Source organism: Phenylobacterium sp., assembly GCF_036264965.1.
In the GTDB taxonomy this organism is placed as follows: domain Bacteria; phylum Pseudomonadota; class Alphaproteobacteria; order Caulobacterales; family Caulobacteraceae; genus Phenylobacterium.
Genome location: NZ_DATAPY010000007.1, coordinates 1 through 16,530 on the forward strand (window position 1 = coordinate 1; position 16,530 = coordinate 16,530).

General features: G+C 69.9%; 15 protein-coding genes. 5 read left to right on the forward strand and 10 right to left on the reverse strand.

Annotated features, from left to right (window positions below; all coding sequences use genetic code 11):
- The 5 genes from VHS75_RS00530 to VHS75_RS00550 all read right to left on the reverse strand — a co-directional run.
- Nucleotides 1-1,639: alpha/beta hydrolase family protein (locus tag VHS75_RS00530; RefSeq protein WP_329636645.1), on the reverse strand; the 1,639-nt coding region annotated here is incomplete at its 3' end.
- A 67-nt stretch (nucleotides 1,640-1,706) separates the two neighbouring features.
- The gene (locus tag VHS75_RS00535; protein WP_329636646.1) at nucleotides 1,707-2,138 is read right to left on the reverse strand and encodes a DUF1178 family protein; all 432 of its coding nucleotides are present in this window, start codon (nucleotides 2,136-2,138) and stop codon (nucleotides 1,707-1,709) included.
- Complete coding sequence (locus VHS75_RS00540) at nucleotides 2,135-2,962, reverse strand: carbon-nitrogen hydrolase family protein (protein WP_329636647.1); 828 nt, start codon at nucleotides 2,960-2,962, stop codon at nucleotides 2,135-2,137. The genes VHS75_RS00535 and VHS75_RS00540 overlap by 4 nt, the downstream gene beginning before the upstream one ends.
- A 174-nt stretch (nucleotides 2,963-3,136) precedes the next feature.
- Nucleotides 3,137-3,403, reverse strand: a complete 267-nt coding sequence (grxC, locus tag VHS75_RS00545; protein ID WP_329636648.1) for a glutaredoxin 3 — start codon at nucleotides 3,401-3,403, stop codon at nucleotides 3,137-3,139.
- 42 nt (nucleotides 3,404-3,445) lie between these two features.
- The gene (locus VHS75_RS00550; RefSeq protein ID WP_329636649.1) at nucleotides 3,446-4,222 is read right to left on the reverse strand and encodes a ComF family protein; all 777 of its coding nucleotides are present in this window, start codon (nucleotides 4,220-4,222) and stop codon (nucleotides 3,446-3,448) included.
- On the opposite strand from VHS75_RS00550, the gene VHS75_RS00555 reads away from it, so the two are divergent.
- From VHS75_RS00555 to VHS75_RS00565, 3 genes are all read left to right on the forward strand, one after another.
- Nucleotides 4,221-5,126 (forward strand): methyltransferase domain-containing protein, encoded by a 906-nt coding sequence (locus VHS75_RS00555; protein WP_329636650.1) that lies wholly within the window; start codon nucleotides 4,221-4,223, stop codon nucleotides 5,124-5,126. The genes VHS75_RS00550 and VHS75_RS00555 overlap by 2 nt on opposite strands.
- A 126-nt stretch (nucleotides 5,127-5,252) precedes the next feature.
- Entirely contained in the window at nucleotides 5,253-6,209 is a 957-nt protein-coding gene (locus tag VHS75_RS00560; RefSeq protein ID WP_329636651.1) for a hypothetical protein, read from the forward strand.
- A gap of 162 nt (nucleotides 6,210-6,371) precedes the next feature.
- On the forward strand, nucleotides 6,372-7,379 hold the full coding sequence (locus VHS75_RS00565; protein WP_329636652.1) for a glycosyltransferase family 9 protein: 1,008 nt from the start codon (nucleotides 6,372-6,374) through the stop codon (nucleotides 7,377-7,379).
- Here the strand turns inward: VHS75_RS00565 and VHS75_RS00570 are convergent.
- Both VHS75_RS00570 and mutT read right to left on the reverse strand, forming a co-directional pair.
- A complete protein-coding gene (locus tag VHS75_RS00570; protein WP_329636653.1) occupies nucleotides 7,376-8,926 on the reverse strand; it encodes a M28 family peptidase in 1,551 nt (516 codons plus the stop codon). The two genes, VHS75_RS00565 and VHS75_RS00570, sit on opposite strands and share 4 nt — an antisense overlap.
- Nucleotides 8,927-8,965: 39 nt before the next feature.
- Entirely contained in the window at nucleotides 8,966-9,373 is a 408-nt protein-coding gene (mutT, locus tag VHS75_RS00575) for an 8-oxo-dGTP diphosphatase MutT (protein WP_329636654.1), read from the reverse strand.
- A 284-nt stretch (nucleotides 9,374-9,657) separates the two neighbouring features.
- Between mutT and VHS75_RS00580 the strand changes: the two genes are divergently transcribed.
- On the forward strand, nucleotides 9,658-11,088 hold the full coding sequence (locus VHS75_RS00580) for a DEAD/DEAH box helicase (protein WP_329636655.1): 1,431 nt from the start codon (nucleotides 9,658-9,660) through the stop codon (nucleotides 11,086-11,088).
- Nucleotides 11,089-11,190: 102 nt separating this feature from the next.
- The gene (locus VHS75_RS00585) at nucleotides 11,191-12,078 is read left to right on the forward strand and encodes a hypothetical protein (RefSeq protein ID WP_329636656.1); all 888 of its coding nucleotides are present in this window, start codon (nucleotides 11,191-11,193) and stop codon (nucleotides 12,076-12,078) included.
- Here the strand turns inward: VHS75_RS00585 and VHS75_RS00590 are convergent.
- The 3 genes from VHS75_RS00590 to VHS75_RS00600 form a co-directional block, all read right to left on the reverse strand.
- Nucleotides 12,075-13,934 (reverse strand): PQQ-binding-like beta-propeller repeat protein, encoded by a 1,860-nt coding sequence (locus tag VHS75_RS00590; protein ID WP_329636657.1) that lies wholly within the window; start codon nucleotides 13,932-13,934, stop codon nucleotides 12,075-12,077. The genes VHS75_RS00585 and VHS75_RS00590 overlap by 4 nt on opposite strands.
- Before the next feature lie 92 nt (nucleotides 13,935-14,026).
- Nucleotides 14,027-15,436 carry a bifunctional glutamate N-acetyltransferase/amino-acid acetyltransferase ArgJ gene (argJ, locus tag VHS75_RS00595; RefSeq protein WP_329636658.1) on the reverse strand — a complete coding sequence of 470 codons (1,410 nt, stop codon included), beginning with the start codon at nucleotides 15,434-15,436 and terminating at the stop codon, nucleotides 14,027-14,029.
- Nucleotides 15,433-16,401 carry a peptidylprolyl isomerase gene (locus tag VHS75_RS00600; RefSeq protein WP_329636659.1) on the reverse strand — a complete coding sequence of 323 codons (969 nt, stop codon included), beginning with the start codon at nucleotides 16,399-16,401 and terminating at the stop codon, nucleotides 15,433-15,435. Before VHS75_RS00600 ends, argJ begins: the two co-directional genes overlap by 4 nt.
- Nucleotides 16,402-16,530 lie beyond the last annotated feature (129 nt).

The window sequence follows — 16,530 nt, forward strand, 5'->3', positions numbered from 1 at the left end:
GCCGCAGGCGCAGTGCCGGCTCCTCGTAACGTTCGCCGCGCCATCTATCGCGGTCGGCGATGTCGTTCAGCAGGTCGCGAAGTGCGGTCACACCGCCATATGAGGCGGCGCAGCGATAGAGACCGTTCTGGACCGTGACCCCCGCCAACGCCGCATAGCCGCCATACGACCCGCCGGCGATGCAGACCCGGTGCGGATCGACGATGCCATTCTTGGCCAGGACCGCGACGCCGTCTGAGATGTCGGTCTGCATCTTGCGGCCCCATTCACCGAAGCCGGCGGAGAGGAACTTCCAGCCGTAGCCGTCGGAGCCGCGGAAATTCACCTGCAACACCGCATAGCCGCGTGAAGCCATGGCCTGGGCCCACCAGTCGAAGCCCAGGTCGTCACGCGCCGCCGGGCCGCCGTGCGGGAAGACGATCAGCGGCAGGCTCTTGAGGTCCTTGCCCCGAGGTGCGGTGAGGTAGCCGGAGAGCTCCAGCCCATCGGCGGCCTTGAACTTGACCGGCTTCACCGGGGCCACATCCATGGGGCCGATCTTCTCATACTCGCCGCCCAGCCAGGCCGCCTGACGGGTGTCGAGGTTCACCACGGCAAAGGCAACGCCCTCAGTCGCGGAATCCACCCGCACCACCATCTTGCGATGGTCGTCGGACCACGACATCAGCTCAACGCCCTGGTTTGGATAGGCCGCCGCGACACCGTCCCACAGGGCCTGGTCCGCCGGGTCGAAGAAGGTGTAGTGGCCCCGATCGCCGACCAGGGCATAGTAGCCGATCAGGTTGTGACGGACGGGATCGAAGATCACCTCGTCAGCTTCCTGCAGGCGCAGCGGCGCGCCCCAGGTCCCATCGGGCGAGACCTCTCGCAGGTCCGCTTCGCCGTCCTTCAGCTCACGCATTAGGATGCTGTGGCCGTCGCGGCCTAGGCCCAGCATGTCCGGCGTCTCATCCAGTGTCGGAGACTTGGTGTCCCGCCACAGCCCGTTGATCTTCTGCTTGAGCGTCCACTTTCCCGACCGGTCGTTGAACACCAGCTGACTGATCGCCACGCCGTCGGGATCCAGCACCCAATCGCGGGCGCCTTCGAAGCCGACCTCCACCTGTTTGCTGGCGTCGGAGTCGAGATTGATCCGGTAAAGGGTGTTGACGCCTTGATGCTGCTCGAAATGAACTCCCTGGAGGTAGACAACCGGTTTGCCGTCGACCACGCGCACCTCGGGGGCGTCGATCACCACATTGAGCGCCTCGGCGGTGTCGCCGAGCAGGCCGTGTAGCTTCTTGGTCTTCAGGTTCAGGTCGAAAGCGATCCGCCACTCCGCCCGCGCCGCGTCGACGCCCATGATGGTGCCGGTGCGGGACGAGGTGAGGATCACATGGTCGTTGCCCGCCCACTGGACGCTGCGAATCTTCGCCGCGCCGACGTCGAAGGCCCCGATGAGTTTGTGGTCGGCGGCAGTCTGGACGATCAGCCTGCGCTGAGCGCCGTCGGTCCACACGATGCAGAGCGCCGAGCCGTCCGGCGAGATGGCGACTCGCTCGATGTTCGGCAAGCGGCCGTAGACCTCTAGCGGCGCAGCGCACGCAAACGACGCCGCAACCGCCCAGACGGCGGCCGCCAGTAATCCCAACCGGAACATGCATGTCCTCCCCGACACCGCCCGAAGTTGTCCGGGCTCGGGCCGAAGATCAAGCCCTCGACGAAGTTCAATTTAGCTCGGTCTTCTTGGGCGGTTCCGGCGGCAGAGGCGCGATGGGGACACCGTCCTCAACCAGGTCGCGGACCTCCTGGGAGGTCGCCTGGCCGTAGATGCCGCGGTCTTCGGAGCGGCCCTCGTGGATGGCGCGGGCCTCGGTGGCGAAGGCGTCGCCGACGTCGTCGAAATTGTCTTCCACGTGACGGCGGAGGCGGCCCATGGCCTCCATCATCACCGCGTGATTCTGGGCGGGCGAATTGTCCTGCGGACGGCTCTTCGTGCCGGCGACGGCGGGCGCCATGATCGCCTTGCGCACGGCCTTGTCGCCGCACACGGGACACTCCAGCAGGCCGCGCCCCTGCTGGTCGTCGAAGTCGGCCGAAGCGCCGAACCAGCCTTCGAACTCGTGGCTGTGCGGGCAGATGAGGGCGTAGCGGATCATGCGATCGCCGCCGGCTCGGCGAAGGGCCGGGCGTTGATCAGGTTGGGAATCGCCGCACGGGCCTTGGCGGCGGCGGCGAGGTCCAGCTCGGCGATCAGCACGCCGGGCTCGTCGTGGTCCAATTGCGCAATCAGATCGCCCCAAGGCGCGACCACCATGGAATGGCCCCAGGTGCCGCGGCCGTCCTCGTGCTTGCCACCCTGGGCGGGCGCCAGGACGAAGGCGCCGGTCTCGATGGCCCGGGCCCGCATCAGCACCTCCCAGTGCGCCGCGCCGGTGGGCCGGGTAAAGGCCGCCGGGATGGTCATCACCTCCGCGCCGGCCAGCGCCAGGGCCCGGTAGAGCGCCGGGAAGCGAAGGTCATAGCAGACCGTCATGCCGAGCTTCAGGCCGCCGGCCCGCGCCGTGACCGCCCGGTCGCCGGGCTCATAGGTGGCCGATTCCCGGGCGGTCTCGCCGGTGGGCAGGTCGACGTCGAACATGTGCAGCTTGTCATAGGTGGCTGTGATCGCGCCGTCGGGCGAGATCAGGGCCGAGCGGTTGGCGGCCTTGCCGTCCTGCCGTTTCACCAGGGCCGAGCCGACCAGGATCCAGACGCCGAGCTCTTTCGCCGCCTCGCCTAGGCCGGCAACGACCACATCGTCTTCCAGGCTGACCAGCATCGGCAGCAGGGTCTCGCGGTCCTTCTGCAGGACGTTGGTCCCCTCGGGCGTGGCGATGAACGTCGCCCCGGCCGCCGCGGCTTCGCGAACCATCGGCAGGACGTGCGCCAGGGCGGCGGCCTGGGTCGCCGGCGTGCGGGTCTGGATCAGGGCGACCTTCATGGAGTGAGCCTATAGCAAAATCTTCCTTTCCCACTCGTGGGAAAGGGGGACCGCGGCCCGTAGAGGGCGTGGTGGAAAGGGGAAAGCCGCAAGCTCCGCGCTCCGTCCCTCACCCTCTCCACCATCGGCTCTTCGGCCGATGGTCCCTCTCTCCCGCTGCGCGGGAAAGGAAGATCAGGCCGCCGCCTGCAGCAGGGGGTCGAGCTTTCCGTCGCGCTCCAGGGCCATCATCTCGTCGCAGCCGCCGATGTGTTGGTCGCCGACGAAGATCTGCGGGAAGGTGGCGCGGCCACCGGCCCGCTGCATCATTTCCTGCCGCTTGGCCGGATCGAAGGCGGCCTCGACCTCGGTGAACTCGACGCCCTTCTTCTCGAGCAGCATCACCGCGCGCACGCAGTAGGGGCAGTAGGGCTTGGTGTAGATGGTGACGTGGGACGACATGACGTTTCTGGGGACTCTAAGGCTGTAACCATCGCTGAAGCTTCATATAGCGAGTCCGGACATTTCTTTAACCCGGGCGACCACTGCGACATCCACGCGCACGGCGCCGGCGGCCTTCAGCGCCCGGGCGCAGCCCTCTGCGGTCGAGCCGGTGGTCATCACGTCGTCGATCAGCAGGATGCGCCGGCCCCGCACCTGCTGCGCCCGGCGATGGGGGACCTCGAAGGCGCCGGCGACATTGCGCTTGCGGCCCACGCCGGACTTGCCGCCTTGCGTCTCGGTGGCGCGGCGGCGGATGAGCGCGTCGGGCAGGTAGGCGAGCTCGGTCATCCGGGCCAGCGGACGGGCGATCTCGGCGGCCTGATTGTAGCGGCGCGAGAGCAGGCGCGAGGGGTGCAGCGGCACCGGCGCGATGGCGTCGGCCTCGTCGATCAGGTCCCGCGCCGCGCGCGACAGCCAGCGGGCGAACAGCGGGGCCAGGTCGGTACGATCGGCGTGCTTCAGCTTCAGGATCGGCTCGCGGGAATATTCGTCATAGAGGCAGGCGGCGCGAGCGGCGTCGAAGGCGCGCGGCTTGGCCAGACACGACGCGCACCGGGAGCCGATGTCGAACTCGAAGGGCGCGCCGCAGCCATCGCAGACCGGGCCGTCGAGGAACTGGATGCGGCTCCAGGCGGCCGCCGACAACCCGCCGGCGAGGGCCGCGCCGCCGTCGATGGCCTGAGGCGGGAAGACCAGGTCGAGCGCGCCGCGTAGAGCGCTACGCACGCGCGGACCCGGTTTCAATAACGACAGGAAGAGGCCATCTTCCGCGCTCATGTCCGCCCCGCTCCTCTTCGATCGCGCCCTGCACCGCAAGCGCCTCGACCGCGCCGCCAGCGGCTTTGCCGCCGCCGATTTCCTGCAGCGCCGCGCCGCCCTCGACCTGATCGAGCGCCTGGAAGTGATCATGCGGGACTTCCCCGTGGCCGTCGACCTCTCGGCGCGCAAGGGCGCGTTGCGCGAGGCTCTCGCCGACAGCCCAGCGAAAGATCGGATCGGCGTGCTGATCGAGGCGGACCTGTCGGCGGCCATGCTGGCCGGGCGCGGCGGGCCGCGCCTGGTGGCCGACGAGGAGCGCCTACCCTTCGCGCCCGGCAGCCTGGACCTGATCGTCTCGACGCTGGGCCTGCACTGGACCAACGACGTGGTGGGCGCCCTGATCCAGATCCGCCGCGCGTTGAAGCCCGACGGCCTGTTCCTCGGCGCCTTCCTGGGCGGCTCGACGCTCACCGAGCTTCGCCAGGCGCTGACCGACGCCGAGGGCGAGATCCTCGGCGGCGCCGGCAGCCGCGTGTCGCCGTTCGCCGACAGCCGCGACGCCGCGGGCCTTTTGCAGCGGGCCGGCTTCGCCCTGCCGGTGGCCGACGTCGACCGGGTGAATGTCAGCTACGAGCATCCGTTGAGGCTGCTGGCCGACCTGCGGGCCATGGGCGAAACCAATGTCCTGGCGGATCGCCATCCGCGGGCGCTCACGCGCGCTCTGCTGGCCCGCGCCAGCGAGATCTACGCCGAGCGATTCGCGGGATCCGACGGACGGATCGCGGCCACCTTCGAGATCGTCACCCTGACCGGCTGGGCGCCGCACGCGAGCCAGCAGCAGCCCTTGCAGCCCGGCTCGGCCAAGATGCGACTGGCCGACGCGCTGGGCGTCGTCGAGCACCGCCTGCCGCGGGACGAATAGGCGCGGCTCTACAGCCCCGCTTGGTAACCCGCCGGAAAGCGAAGTTCGCGACAACTGGCCACGGCGGCGCTGACCCGGGACTCACCCGGGCTGGCGTTTCGGGGGGCTCCTGCTTCGGGTTCGACAATGACAAAGTTGTTCAAACATCTGGCCGTGGCTGTCACGGCCTGCGCGGCCCTCGCCGGCTGCGCCACGCGGCCCGAGCCGCCGAGGATGGCCGCCCGCACGCCGGCCCGGCAGGCCCCTGCCGTCCGCGCTGAGGCGCCGGAGCCGTCCAACCTCGTCGCCCAGGCCAGCGCCTTCGAGGCCTTCATGCGCCATGGCCGGCGGATCGATCCGGCCTTCTCCGGCCCAGCGGATGTATCGCAGGCCCTGCAGACCGGCGCGGCGCATGAGCCGCACGAACTGGAGGCCGGCATGATCGCCTACGCCGCCCTGGCCGCCCTGCAGGAGCCGCGCTTCGTCGCCGCCGTGCGCGCCGACCGCTCTGACCTCGCCCGCCGCATCGCCGCCGACCCGCAGGCCGCGCTCGCCCTGGCGGGCGCCGACGCCGCCGAGGCGCGCGCCAGCGGGGCGCTCTACGCGGAGGGCTCAGCGCTCTCCGGCGAAGGTGAAAAGATCAAACACGCCGCCTATTCGGTGCAGCACCAGGCCTGGGCCAACGCCAAGGTTCCCGACCCCGCCGGCCGTCTCAGCCGGGTGAAGCGCCTGTCGACCGAGAGCTATCGGCCCGCCCGCGAGGACGCCGCGGAGCTGCAGATGTCGCTGGCCGGCGCCGCGCGCCGCAGCGGCGCGGCGAGCCCGGTGGTGGCCCGCGGCGTGGCGCTGGCCGCGCTGTCCGTGCTGGGCGAGGCCCGCCAGGGGCAGAATTTGATGAGCGAACCGCGCACTACGTCATGCCTGCATATGGCCAAGCTCAACCTCTACCAGTGCCTGGCCAGCGCGGGGCCGCACTACGAGGACATCTACTGCCTGGGCCAACACGCGATGATCGATCCGGGTCAGTGCGTGGTCGAGGCGACGCAGATCCATAACCCAGCGGCGCGGCAGGCAGCCGTGACCCGGACGACCTACGGGCGCTGAGACCCTAGACCCTTCCCGGCTCAGGTGGAATCACCTGAACCGGACGAGAAGGGTCTATCCCAAAGTTTAGAGCGCGTCGGACGGGTGAACCGGCCTCCACTTCACCCTGACGCGCCCTAGCGGCGGGATGAGCGGCGGCGCGGAGCATGCTAAGCCGCGCGCATGGAGATCAGCTTCGAGGCGGCGGCCGCGGCCCATCTGGCAGGGGATTTCGAGACGGCCGAGCGCGGCTATCTCGGCTTTCCCGCGTCGCGCAACGCCATCTACAACCTGGCCCGGCTCTATCGCGAGACCGGCCGGCTGGGCGAGGCGGAGCGCGCCTACGGCCTGATCCTGTCGCAGTTCCCCGACTACGCCCTGGCGCGCCGGGGGCTGGCGATGACCCTGCTGGCCCAGCGCCGCTACGCCGAGGCCTGGCCGCACTACGAGGCGCGGCGCGAGGTGCAGAAGACCGTTCCGCCCGTCGCCGCCTTTCCCGAATGGCAGGGCGAGCCGCTGGCCGGCAAGACCATCGTGGTCCTGGCCGAACAGGGCTTCGGCGACCAGATGATGTTCGCCCGCTACCTGCCGCTGCTACGCGATCTCGGCGCGCGGGTGGTGGTCGGCTGCGATCCCCGCGAGATCGCGCCGCTGTTCGAACGCGCGGGCTATGAGACCCAGTCCTATGCCGCCGCCGGCCAGCCGCTGCAGGCCAGCGACTATTGGGTCTATTTCTGCTCCCTGCCGCTGAAGCTTGGCCTTGGGGCGCCGCCGTCGCCCTGGCGGATCGAGGCCGCGTCGGGCAGCCAGGGGATCGGCGTCGCGCCGCGGGGCAATCCGGCGCACGAGAACGACCGCAACCGCTCCATGTCAGCCGAGGCCACCGACGCGTTCGTGGAGCTTGGCCGGGATCTGCGGCCGCAGGCCACCGGCGCGCGGGATTTCCTAGAGACCGCTGAGGTGATCGAAGGACTGGAGCTGGTGATCACCGTGGACAGTTCCGCCGCGCACCTGACGGCGGCGCTTGGCAAGCCCTGCTGGGTGCTACTGCCGCGCATTGGCCTCGACTGGCGCTGGAACGATGCGATCTCGTCCGACTGGTATCCGCAGGCGCGGCTGTTCCGCCAGGAGACCCCCGGCGACTGGGACGGCGTCCTGGCGCAGGTGCGCGCCGCGCTGGCGGCCGGCTAGCGAGGCGGCGGCGGGCCTTTCAGCTTGTCGCGCGGCGCCTTGGCCACATCGTCGATGAAGCCCGCATAGAAGGCCGCCGCCCGCTCCAAGCCCGGGACCGAGATGGTCGAGGGCGTATCTCCGGACGAGTGATAGTAGACCTCGCTGGAGATCAGCTGGGCCGAGGGCAGGCCGGCGCGGATGTAGGCCCCCAGATCGCCGGGCGCGCTGGGGGTCGGCTCAAAACTGGTCACCACGCCATAGCGCTTCGACGCCTTGCCCATCAGCGCCCAGACGTAAGGCGTGGCGTTGACCGCGCCGGCCTGTTTGGTGGTCTCGGTGGTGTTGGCGGTCCAATAGCCGGCCGGATAGCCGCCGGCCGCCGGATCGAGCCGCGCGGCCTGGATCACGGCGATCTGGGCCAGGTGTTCCAGGTTCATGACCAGCACGGTGTCCTTGATGATCTCCGGATGGGCCTTGATGAAGGCCGCCGCGCCGACCGCGGTGTGGTGGCCGCCGGAGACCATGAACACCAGGGTCCGCGCCGGCTTCTCCTTGCGGTGCGCGAAGTAGTCCGCGAGGCCCAGGAAGACCGCCAGGCCGTCGGCGTTGTCGTTGGCCCCATCGAACCAGGCATCGGCGTGGGCATTGACGATTACCACTTCCCTGGACTTGCCGGGGATGGTGGCGACGCCGTTCCAGGCGGTGAGGTTGGGCCGTTCCTCGGCCTGCAGCGACAGCTTCAGGCGGACCGGCTTGCCCGCCTTGGCCGCCTTGCCGATCACGCTCTCCAGGAAGGCGCCGTCGTCGCCGCCCACCAGGAAGCAGGGGATGGCGTCGCAGCCGTAGCGGTTGTCGTAGAAGAGCAGGTTGCCGGGGCTCTCGACGGCGTTGATCACGCCCACCGCGCCGCGCTTCTCCAGCTCGCGGGCGACGCCCTTCTCGCGGGCGGCGAACAGGCTGTCGTCGGGCACGACATTGATCACCGCGATCTTGCCTTTCACGTCGACGTTGGCCAATTCGGCGGGCGAGCCGCGGCCGACGAACACCAGCGGCCCTTCAGCCGTCGCGGGCTTCACGGTCTTGTTGCGGATCGGCATGGCCGATTGCAGCACCACGTCCGGGCTGCCTTCGCTGGTCACCCGCGCCTCGAAACTGACCGGCAGCCACAGCGGCGCCTCGGACGTATAGGCCTCGGCGTGGGCGTCCTTCAGGCCCGAGGCCTTCAGTTTGGCGACCGCCCAGTCGACGGTGGCCTTCTCCGCGGGCAGGCCGCTGATCCGGCCGTAGAGCTTGTCGCCCGCCGCCTTGCTGGCCAGCGAGAAGCCCACGATCCGGCGCACGTCGGCCATCATCCTGTCGCCGCCGAGCGATCCGCGGGTGTCGTCCTTCGGCCGCACATGGGCGGGCGTGGGGCCGTAAGAGGCTGGGCCGGCGTGGAAAGTGGGTTGGTCCGATGGACTGACCGGTCCCGGCGTCGGCGTGCCGAACCAGGCTTGCGCAGCGGCCGGCCCCGCCATCAGCGCCAGCGCTGCAAAACCCGCGACCCGTCCTGCCAAACGCCCCATTCGTCGCCCCCTACGCCTGTCTGTAGGCAGCCTAGCTCATCAAATCAGATCGCGCAGCCAGGCGACGAGCGGGGCGTCGGCCGGCGGCATGGGATAGTCGCCGAGCCTGCTGGGCTTCACCCAGGCGATCTGCGGATGCTCGCGGGGCGTGATCCGGCCCTCCCACCGGCGGATCAGGTAGAGCGGCATCAGCAGGTGGAAACTCTCGTACTCGTGGCTCGCGAAGACAAAGGGCGCCAGGCAGGCGTGGGTGACCTTGATCGCCAGCTCCTCCTCCAGCTCGCGGATCAGGCAGGCCTCCGGCGTCTCGCCCTTTTCGACCTTGCCGCCGGGGAATTCCCAGAGGCCCGCCAGCTGCTTGCCTTCGGGTCGCTGGCAGATCAGCACCCGGCCGTCAGCGTCGATCAGGGCCGCGGCGGCGACCAGCAGGAGGGACTTTTCGCTCATCCCTGCTTCCTTCCCCGCCTGAGTCATAAAGGCAACAGCCCGCAGCCAAAGCCTCGCCGTGGGTTGACTTCGCACCTGCGAAGGACGATGTGCAGCCCGCGTCACGAACTATGACGCTATCCGCGCTCCAGCCGCGTGGGGTCTCTCTTCGAGGCCCAGCCTGTCGAGCGCAGAGAATTCTCATAGATCGCCCATCACGCGGGGCGCTTCCCCAAAGACCCGCGACCTCCGCGCCCTGGATGCGATCCAGTTGGCGCGCTTGGCGCATACGTGAAAGTCAGTTTTTGACCCAATTTACCGATTTCGGCCTCGCCGCTCCGCTTCTCAAGGCGCTGGCCGGCGAAGGCTACACCACTCCCACCCCGATCCAGGCCCAGGCGATCCCCGGCGTCATGGCCGGCCGCGACCTGCAAGGCATCGCCCAGACGGGCACCGGCAAGACCGCCGCCTTCGCGCTGCCGATCCTGCACCGCCTGGCCGCCGACAAGCGCCAGCCGGAGCGCAAGGGCGCCCGCGTCCTGGTGCTGTCCCCCACCCGCGAACTGGCCAGCCAGATCGGCGAGAGCTTCCGCACCTATGGCAAGCACATGGGCGTCACCGTCGCGGTGATCTTCGGCGGCGTGAAGTACGGCGCCCAGCACAAGGCCATGGCCAACGGCGTCGACGTACTCGTCGCCACGCCGGGCCGCCTGCTCGACCACCTGCAGGAAAAGACCATCACGCTTCGCGGCGTGGAGATCTTCGTCCTCGACGAGGCCGACCAGATGCTCGACCTGGGCTTCGTGCTGCCGATCCGCAAGATCGTGGCGCACATGCCCAAGCAGCGTCAGAACCTGTTCTTCTCCGCCACCATGCCGACTGAGATCGGCAAGCTGGCCAGCGAGCTCCTGAACGACCCGCTGCGCGTCTCCGTGACCCCGCAAGCGACCACCGTCGAGAAGGTGAACCAGCGCGTGCTCTTCGTGGAACAGGGCCGCAAGCGCGCCCTGCTCTCCGAGCTTTTCGACGACCAGGGCTTCAAGCGCGTCATCGTCTTCACCCGCACCAAGCGCGGCGCCGACCGCGTGGCCCGCGGCCTGGAGCAGGTGGGCGTCGAGGCCGCCTCGATCCACGGCGACAAGAGCCAGGGCCAGCGCGAGCGCGCGCTCGCCGACTTCAAGGCCGGCAAGGTCCGCGCCCTGGTGGCCACCGACATCGCCGCGCGCGGCATCGACATCGACGCGGTGACCCACGTCGTCCAGTACGAGCTGCCCAACGTGCCGGAGAGCTACGTGCACCGCATCGGCCGCACCGCGCGGGCCGGCGCCGACGGCTCGGCCGTGGCCTTCTGCTCGGACGATGAGCGGACCCTGCTGCGCGACATCCAGAAGGTGACGCGCCAGACCATCCCGTCCTTCGACCGCCGCAACGACAAGCAGCTGGGCGCCGCCACCGCGGCCCTGCCGGAGCCCCAAGGCGTCAAGCCCGACCGCGCCGACACCCGCGGCGCGGGCGGCGGCGGCCGCGGCAATCACCAGCCGAAGCGCAACCGCAATCACGGCGGCGGCGGCAATAGCGGCCATCGCCACGAGGGCGCTCCGGCGCGCGGCAATGGCGGTCACGGCGGCAATGGCGGCGGCGAGAGCAAGCCCGCTCAGCGCCCGGCCTTCAAGGGCCCGCAGCGCGGCGGCGGCAATTCGTCGTCCGGCCGCACCGGCGTCTGGTCGAACCGCTAGACTTTAAGGCAAAGCTGGACTTCCCTTCGCCCCCGCGAAGAACCCGCTCGCACCGTCGCCGGCTTACGGCGTAGGTGTCAGCGGCTCTAAAATGGGGGACGGATGGACGGCGGCGAGCTGATCGCGGAAGACGAGGCTGACGCCCTGTCGGACGCTGCGGTTGCGCGTCTTCGGCAGCACCCGCGCTTCCGCGAGGCGGTTCAGGTCCTGGCCGCCGCCAGCCTCGCCGGATACGAAGCGCAGGATCCCGCCACCCGCTGGCTGACCCGCGACCTGGGACGCTCGGCCCTCTACCTGGCCGCGCTGATCTGGGACGCCACGCCCATGGGCCTGAGCGTCGCCGCCCTGGCCGCCGGAGCGGCGGCCACCGGCGCCGCCAGCCGCGGGCGGGTGCTGGCCTTCGTGCAGTACGCCCACCAGGCCGGGCATATCATTGTGCCAGCCGGACCCGAGCCCTGGGGCCGGCGGCGGTTGACGCTGACGCCGGCCTTCATGGCGCCCCTGCACCACCTGATCAGAGGCGGCCTGCAGGCGGTCGCCCTGATCGATCCAAGGGTCGCCGCCGACCTGCCAGAGCTGTCGCAACAGGCGAGCCTCGCGCGCATCATCCGGAGCGGCGCCAAGCTCATCCTCGATCGCCCGCTGCTGCTGCAGAACCCCGGCGGGCCGTTCCGCGAGATCTTCGTCGGCCGAGACGGCGGCATGCGCGTCCTGCAGCGTTTGATGATCACCCAGCCGGAGGATCGTGCGCGCCTGCTAGACGTCGCCGAGGTCAGCCGTTCGGAGCTGTCGCGCCGCTACGGCGTCTCGCGCACCCACATCAACCGGATGCTGGCGGACGCGCAAGGCGCCGGGGCCCTGACCCCGCTCTCGCCGGACCGGGTGGCGTTCAGCCCGGCCTTCTCGGACGAGGTCGAGGCCTATTTCGCCGGCATGCTGCTCTGTCTGGTCGTGGTGATGCAGCAGACCGCGGAAGCGGCCGCCGCCTAACGTCCGTCGACCGAGAACGCCATCAGCAGGTTGCGGCCGCCCGGTCCCATCATCACCCCGGGATAGCCGGAGTGCTGGAAGACCATGCCGTTCACGACCACCGGCCCGGTGGCGTCGAGGGCGCCGCCCTTGGCGGCCTTGATCCCGTTGACGGTGTCGTAGGTTCCGGCCGCGGTATCGAAGTCCCAAACGATGGCTCCGGTCTTGGCGTCGTAGGCGCGCAGGTGGCCGTCAATGGCGCCGGAGAAGGCTATGCCCGGAATAGCGCTCACCGGCGCGGACTGGGCGACGACACAGCGCTGACCGGCCGGACACGGCAGGACCGGCGTCGGCGCCTTCCAGACCACCGCGCCGGTGGCCAGGTTCACGGCGTTGATCCCCGGCGTGCCGCCGCGCCCGCCATCGGCGATGGCGACGTAGGCGTTGGCGCCGTCCGACGCCATGCCCCATTCGACGCCGCCGGCGGCCCCGCCGCGACCGAGCTTCACCTGCCACAGGGTCTTACCGCCGTGGTCGGGGTCGAGGCCATAGGCCACGCCCGACTTCTGGCCGGCGATCAGGATGTCGTGGCCTCCCGGAAGGGTGCGCAACATGACCGAGGAGCCGAAGTCCACGTCCGGCCCCAGGGGGCTGGGGCAATTGGCCGGCCCCGCGGCGTTCGGCGGGCAGCCGACCATGAAGTTGTCCTTGGCGGTCACCTGGTTGCGCCACTTCACCTGGCCGGTCTTCAGGTCGATGGCCATGACCGCGTCGGCGCCGTCGGTGTCGACGTCGGTGTAGCTGTCGCCGGTGGCCGCGTAGAGCACGCCGCGCTTCAGATCGAGCGTCGGCGCCGACCAGACCGCCCCGCCGGCCGGGCCGGTGAGCTGCTTGCCCTGCGACACCCTATAGGGCTTCGGCGGCTCGGCGACGGAGTAGGTCTTCCAGATCACCTTGCCGGTGTCGGCTTTCAGCGCCACGACGCTGCCGCGGAAGCTGCAGCAGATGTAGTCGGCCTCGTTGGTGGCGATCTCCTCGCTGGAGGACACCGGCACGTAGACCACGCCGTCGTGGAAGATCGAGGCGCCGGTCAGCATCGACCGCGCGTGGGTTTCCAGCTTGGTCGACCAGAGGAGCTTGCCGGTCATGGCGTCGAGCGCGACCTCGGTGGCCCGATCGTCGCCCAGGAAGACGGCATAGCCGCTGGGCGCGGCCGCCAGCTTCGCCACCACGGGCGCGGTCCGCACGCCGCCCTTGGCGTCATAGCGCCAATAGGCGCAGCCGGTGCGGGCGTTCAGCGAATAGACCTTGCCGGCGTTGCTGCCGAGGAACAGGCGATCACCCACCGCCGTCACCTGGGTGTTCTTCGATCCCACATAGGCGAAGGTCCATTTGACCTTCAGCCGCGGCACGTCGGCCGCCTTCAGGCCCGGCTGGCTCTGGAAGCGGGTGTTGCCGCTGTCCGGGCTCCAGCCATTCCAGGCGCCGGGACCCAGCTTGATCGGGTCGGCGTGCGCGCAGAGGTTGGGCTCGGGCCCTTCGGCGACCTTCGGCAGCGGCGCGTGGCCGGTGACGTAGATGGCGACCGCCTCGATGTCGTCGTCGCTCATGCCCGCGGCGTTGGCGCGCATCACGCCGCGGCTCAGCGCGTTGACGATGGTGTCCGGCCCCATGGCGATCAGGGCGTCCTTGCGCGGCGTCCGCTCGCCGCCGGCGTCGTGGCACGACGCGCAGCGGGTCTCGTAGAGCTGGCGGCCATGGGTGCGGTCGCCGAGGAACATCTTCAGCGGCGGGGCATCCTGGGCCAGGGCGAACCCCGCGCCCAGCGCCATCATTCCAGTCGCCGCCATGACGGCGACGCCAATCCAGGACTTCACGAGCGCCTCCCGACTTTTTTCCTTGTTGCAGTAGCTATCCGGGCCGCACCGGGTGCGGTCAAGGCTGCTGGCGGAAGGACCGGGGCGCGGCGCTAGCTCCGATAGTCGCCGTTGATCTCGACGTAGCGTTTGGTGAGGTCGCAGGTCCAGATGCTGGCTGAGCCGCGTCCCATGCCGACGTCGACGCTGACCTCGAGCTCCTTCTTCTTCATGTAGGCGCTCATCTTGGCCTCGTCGTAGGTGGGCGAGACCAAGCCGTCCTGCGCGGCGACCAGGGGCCCGAATTTCACACTGATGCTATCGCGGTCCACCGGTTCGTCGGCGCGGCCCACCGCCATGACGATGCGGCCCCAGTTGGCGTCCTCGCCGGCGAAGGCGGTCTTGACCAGCGGGCTCTCGCAGATGGTGCGGGCGATCTTGCGGGCCGAGGCGTGGCTCTCGGCGCCGGTGACGGTGACCTTGATGAACTTGGTGGCGCCCTCGCCATCGCGGACCAGCTGTTGGGCGAGGTCCATCAGCACGTGCTCCAGCTTGTCGCGGAAGTCGGCCAGACGGCGGTCGCCGGCCCGGCTGATCCTCGGCGCGCCCGATTTGCCGGTGGCGAACAGCAGGAGCGTGTCGTTGGTCGAGCGGTCGCCGTCCACCGTCACCGCGTTGAAGGTGTTGCGGGTGTAGAGGCTGCAAAGGTTCTGCAGGGCGGCGGGCGAGATCGCCGCGTCGGTGACCACGAAGGCCAGCATGGTCGCCATGTCCGGCGCGATCATGCCGGAGCCCTTGCAGATCCCGCTGATCTTCACCTTCACCCCATCGATGTCGGCGGTCGCATGGGCGCCCTTGGGGAAGGTGTCGGTGGTCATGATGGCGTGGGCGGCGTTGGCCCAGCCGTCCTCGGCGAGCCTGTGTTCGATATCCGGCAGGCGGTGGACGATCTTCGCGTCGTCCAGCAACACCCCGATCACCCCGGTGGAGGCGACCATCACATCGCGCTGGCGGCAGTCGAAGCGCTTGCCGGCCGCCGAGCAGACGCGGCGCACCGCGTCGGCGCCCGGACGGCCGGTGAAGGAGTTGGCGCAGCCGGCGTTGACCACCAGGGCGCGCACGCCCTCGCCCTGGGTCATCTCCAGGTGGCGCTTGCACCAGTCGACGGGCGCCGAGCCCACGCCATGGCGAGTGAACACCCCGGCGCAGCTGGCCCCGTCGGGGAAGCTCATCACCAGCAGATCGTCGCGCTCGTGCTTGTAGAAGCCGGCCCGGGCGGTCGCCATCTGCACGCCGGCGATCGGCGGCATCTTGGGGAACTTCACGGCCAGGGGAGAGACGGGCAGCGCCGCTTTGGCGGGCTTGGCCGCCGTCGACTTGGGAGCCGGCGTCGAGAAGTGCTGCGCCTGCTTGGCGGCCTGTTTGAAGGCGCGCTCCAGGGTATGGCCGACGGCCTCGACGGGGCGTGCCGCCGCCTCCAGGGCCTTGGCGGTCTTTGAAGACGGGGTGGGCTTCTTGGTCATTTCTTGGCCCCCTTGGCGGGCGGCGCCGGCGCAGCGGCCGGCGGCAGGATGGCGGGTGAGACCCCGGTCTTCGGCGCATCGGCGGGCGGGATCGCCTGGCTGGGCGCGTCGGTCTTGACCATCACCTGGACCTTCGCGCGGCCGCGCAGCTTCTCCAAGAGATCGCGGATCTGGTCGTAGGTCAGGAAGCGCACGATCTGCGGCCGCGCGACCTCCAGCGTGATCGGCTGCTCCACGCGGCGGTCCTCGACCTTCACCAGGGCGAAGCCGCCCTCGACCGCGAAGGGCCCGACGATCTGACCGGGCTTGGCGGTCTTCAGCGCCGCGCCATAGGCCTCTGGCATGACGTCGATAGTGAAGTAGCCCAGGTCGCCGCCGTTGAAGCGGGTCGCCGCATCGGTGGACTTCTCCATGGCCAGTTGCTCGAACGAGGCGCCGGTCGCCAGGAGCTTGCGCACCGCGTCGGCCTCGGCGGCGTTGGGCAGCACGATCTGGCGGGCGTGGATCTCCTCGGAGCGCTTCGCGAGCTTCAGCTGCTCCTGGTAGAGGCCGCGCACGGCGTTGTCGTTGACCGCATCGGAGACCACGCTCTCCACCAGCATGTCGCCCAGCACCCGGTCGCGGGCGGCGGTCATGCGGCGCTGGGCGATCGGGTCCTTGTCCAGCTTGCGGCGCACCGCCTCACCGGCCAGCAGGCGCTGGTCGACCACCTCGTCCAGCACCCGGCGGAACAGGTCCGAGGAGACGTCCAGCGGCTCGCCCTCACCGATCAGGCCCTGGGCCACCGCCTCGCGCTTGACGTCGGAGGACCAGATCGTCTGGCCGTCGACCTTCGCCGCCGCCTGATCGCCGCGTTCGGGCGCATGCTCGGCGTTGCCGCCCTTGCCGCAAGCGGCCAGGCTAAGCGCCGCGGCCAGCGCCAGTCCAACCCAGGCGGCGGTGCGGAAGGCGCGGTCTTCGGCCATGCGGATCATCCCTAAAAACGGACAGCCGGCGCACCCAAAGGACGCCGCCCGTGCCTAGCCATTTACATCCCGGGATGCAAAGGTTGCCCCGACCCGCGCGCCCCGAACCCAAGAGGCGCCGAGAGGCCA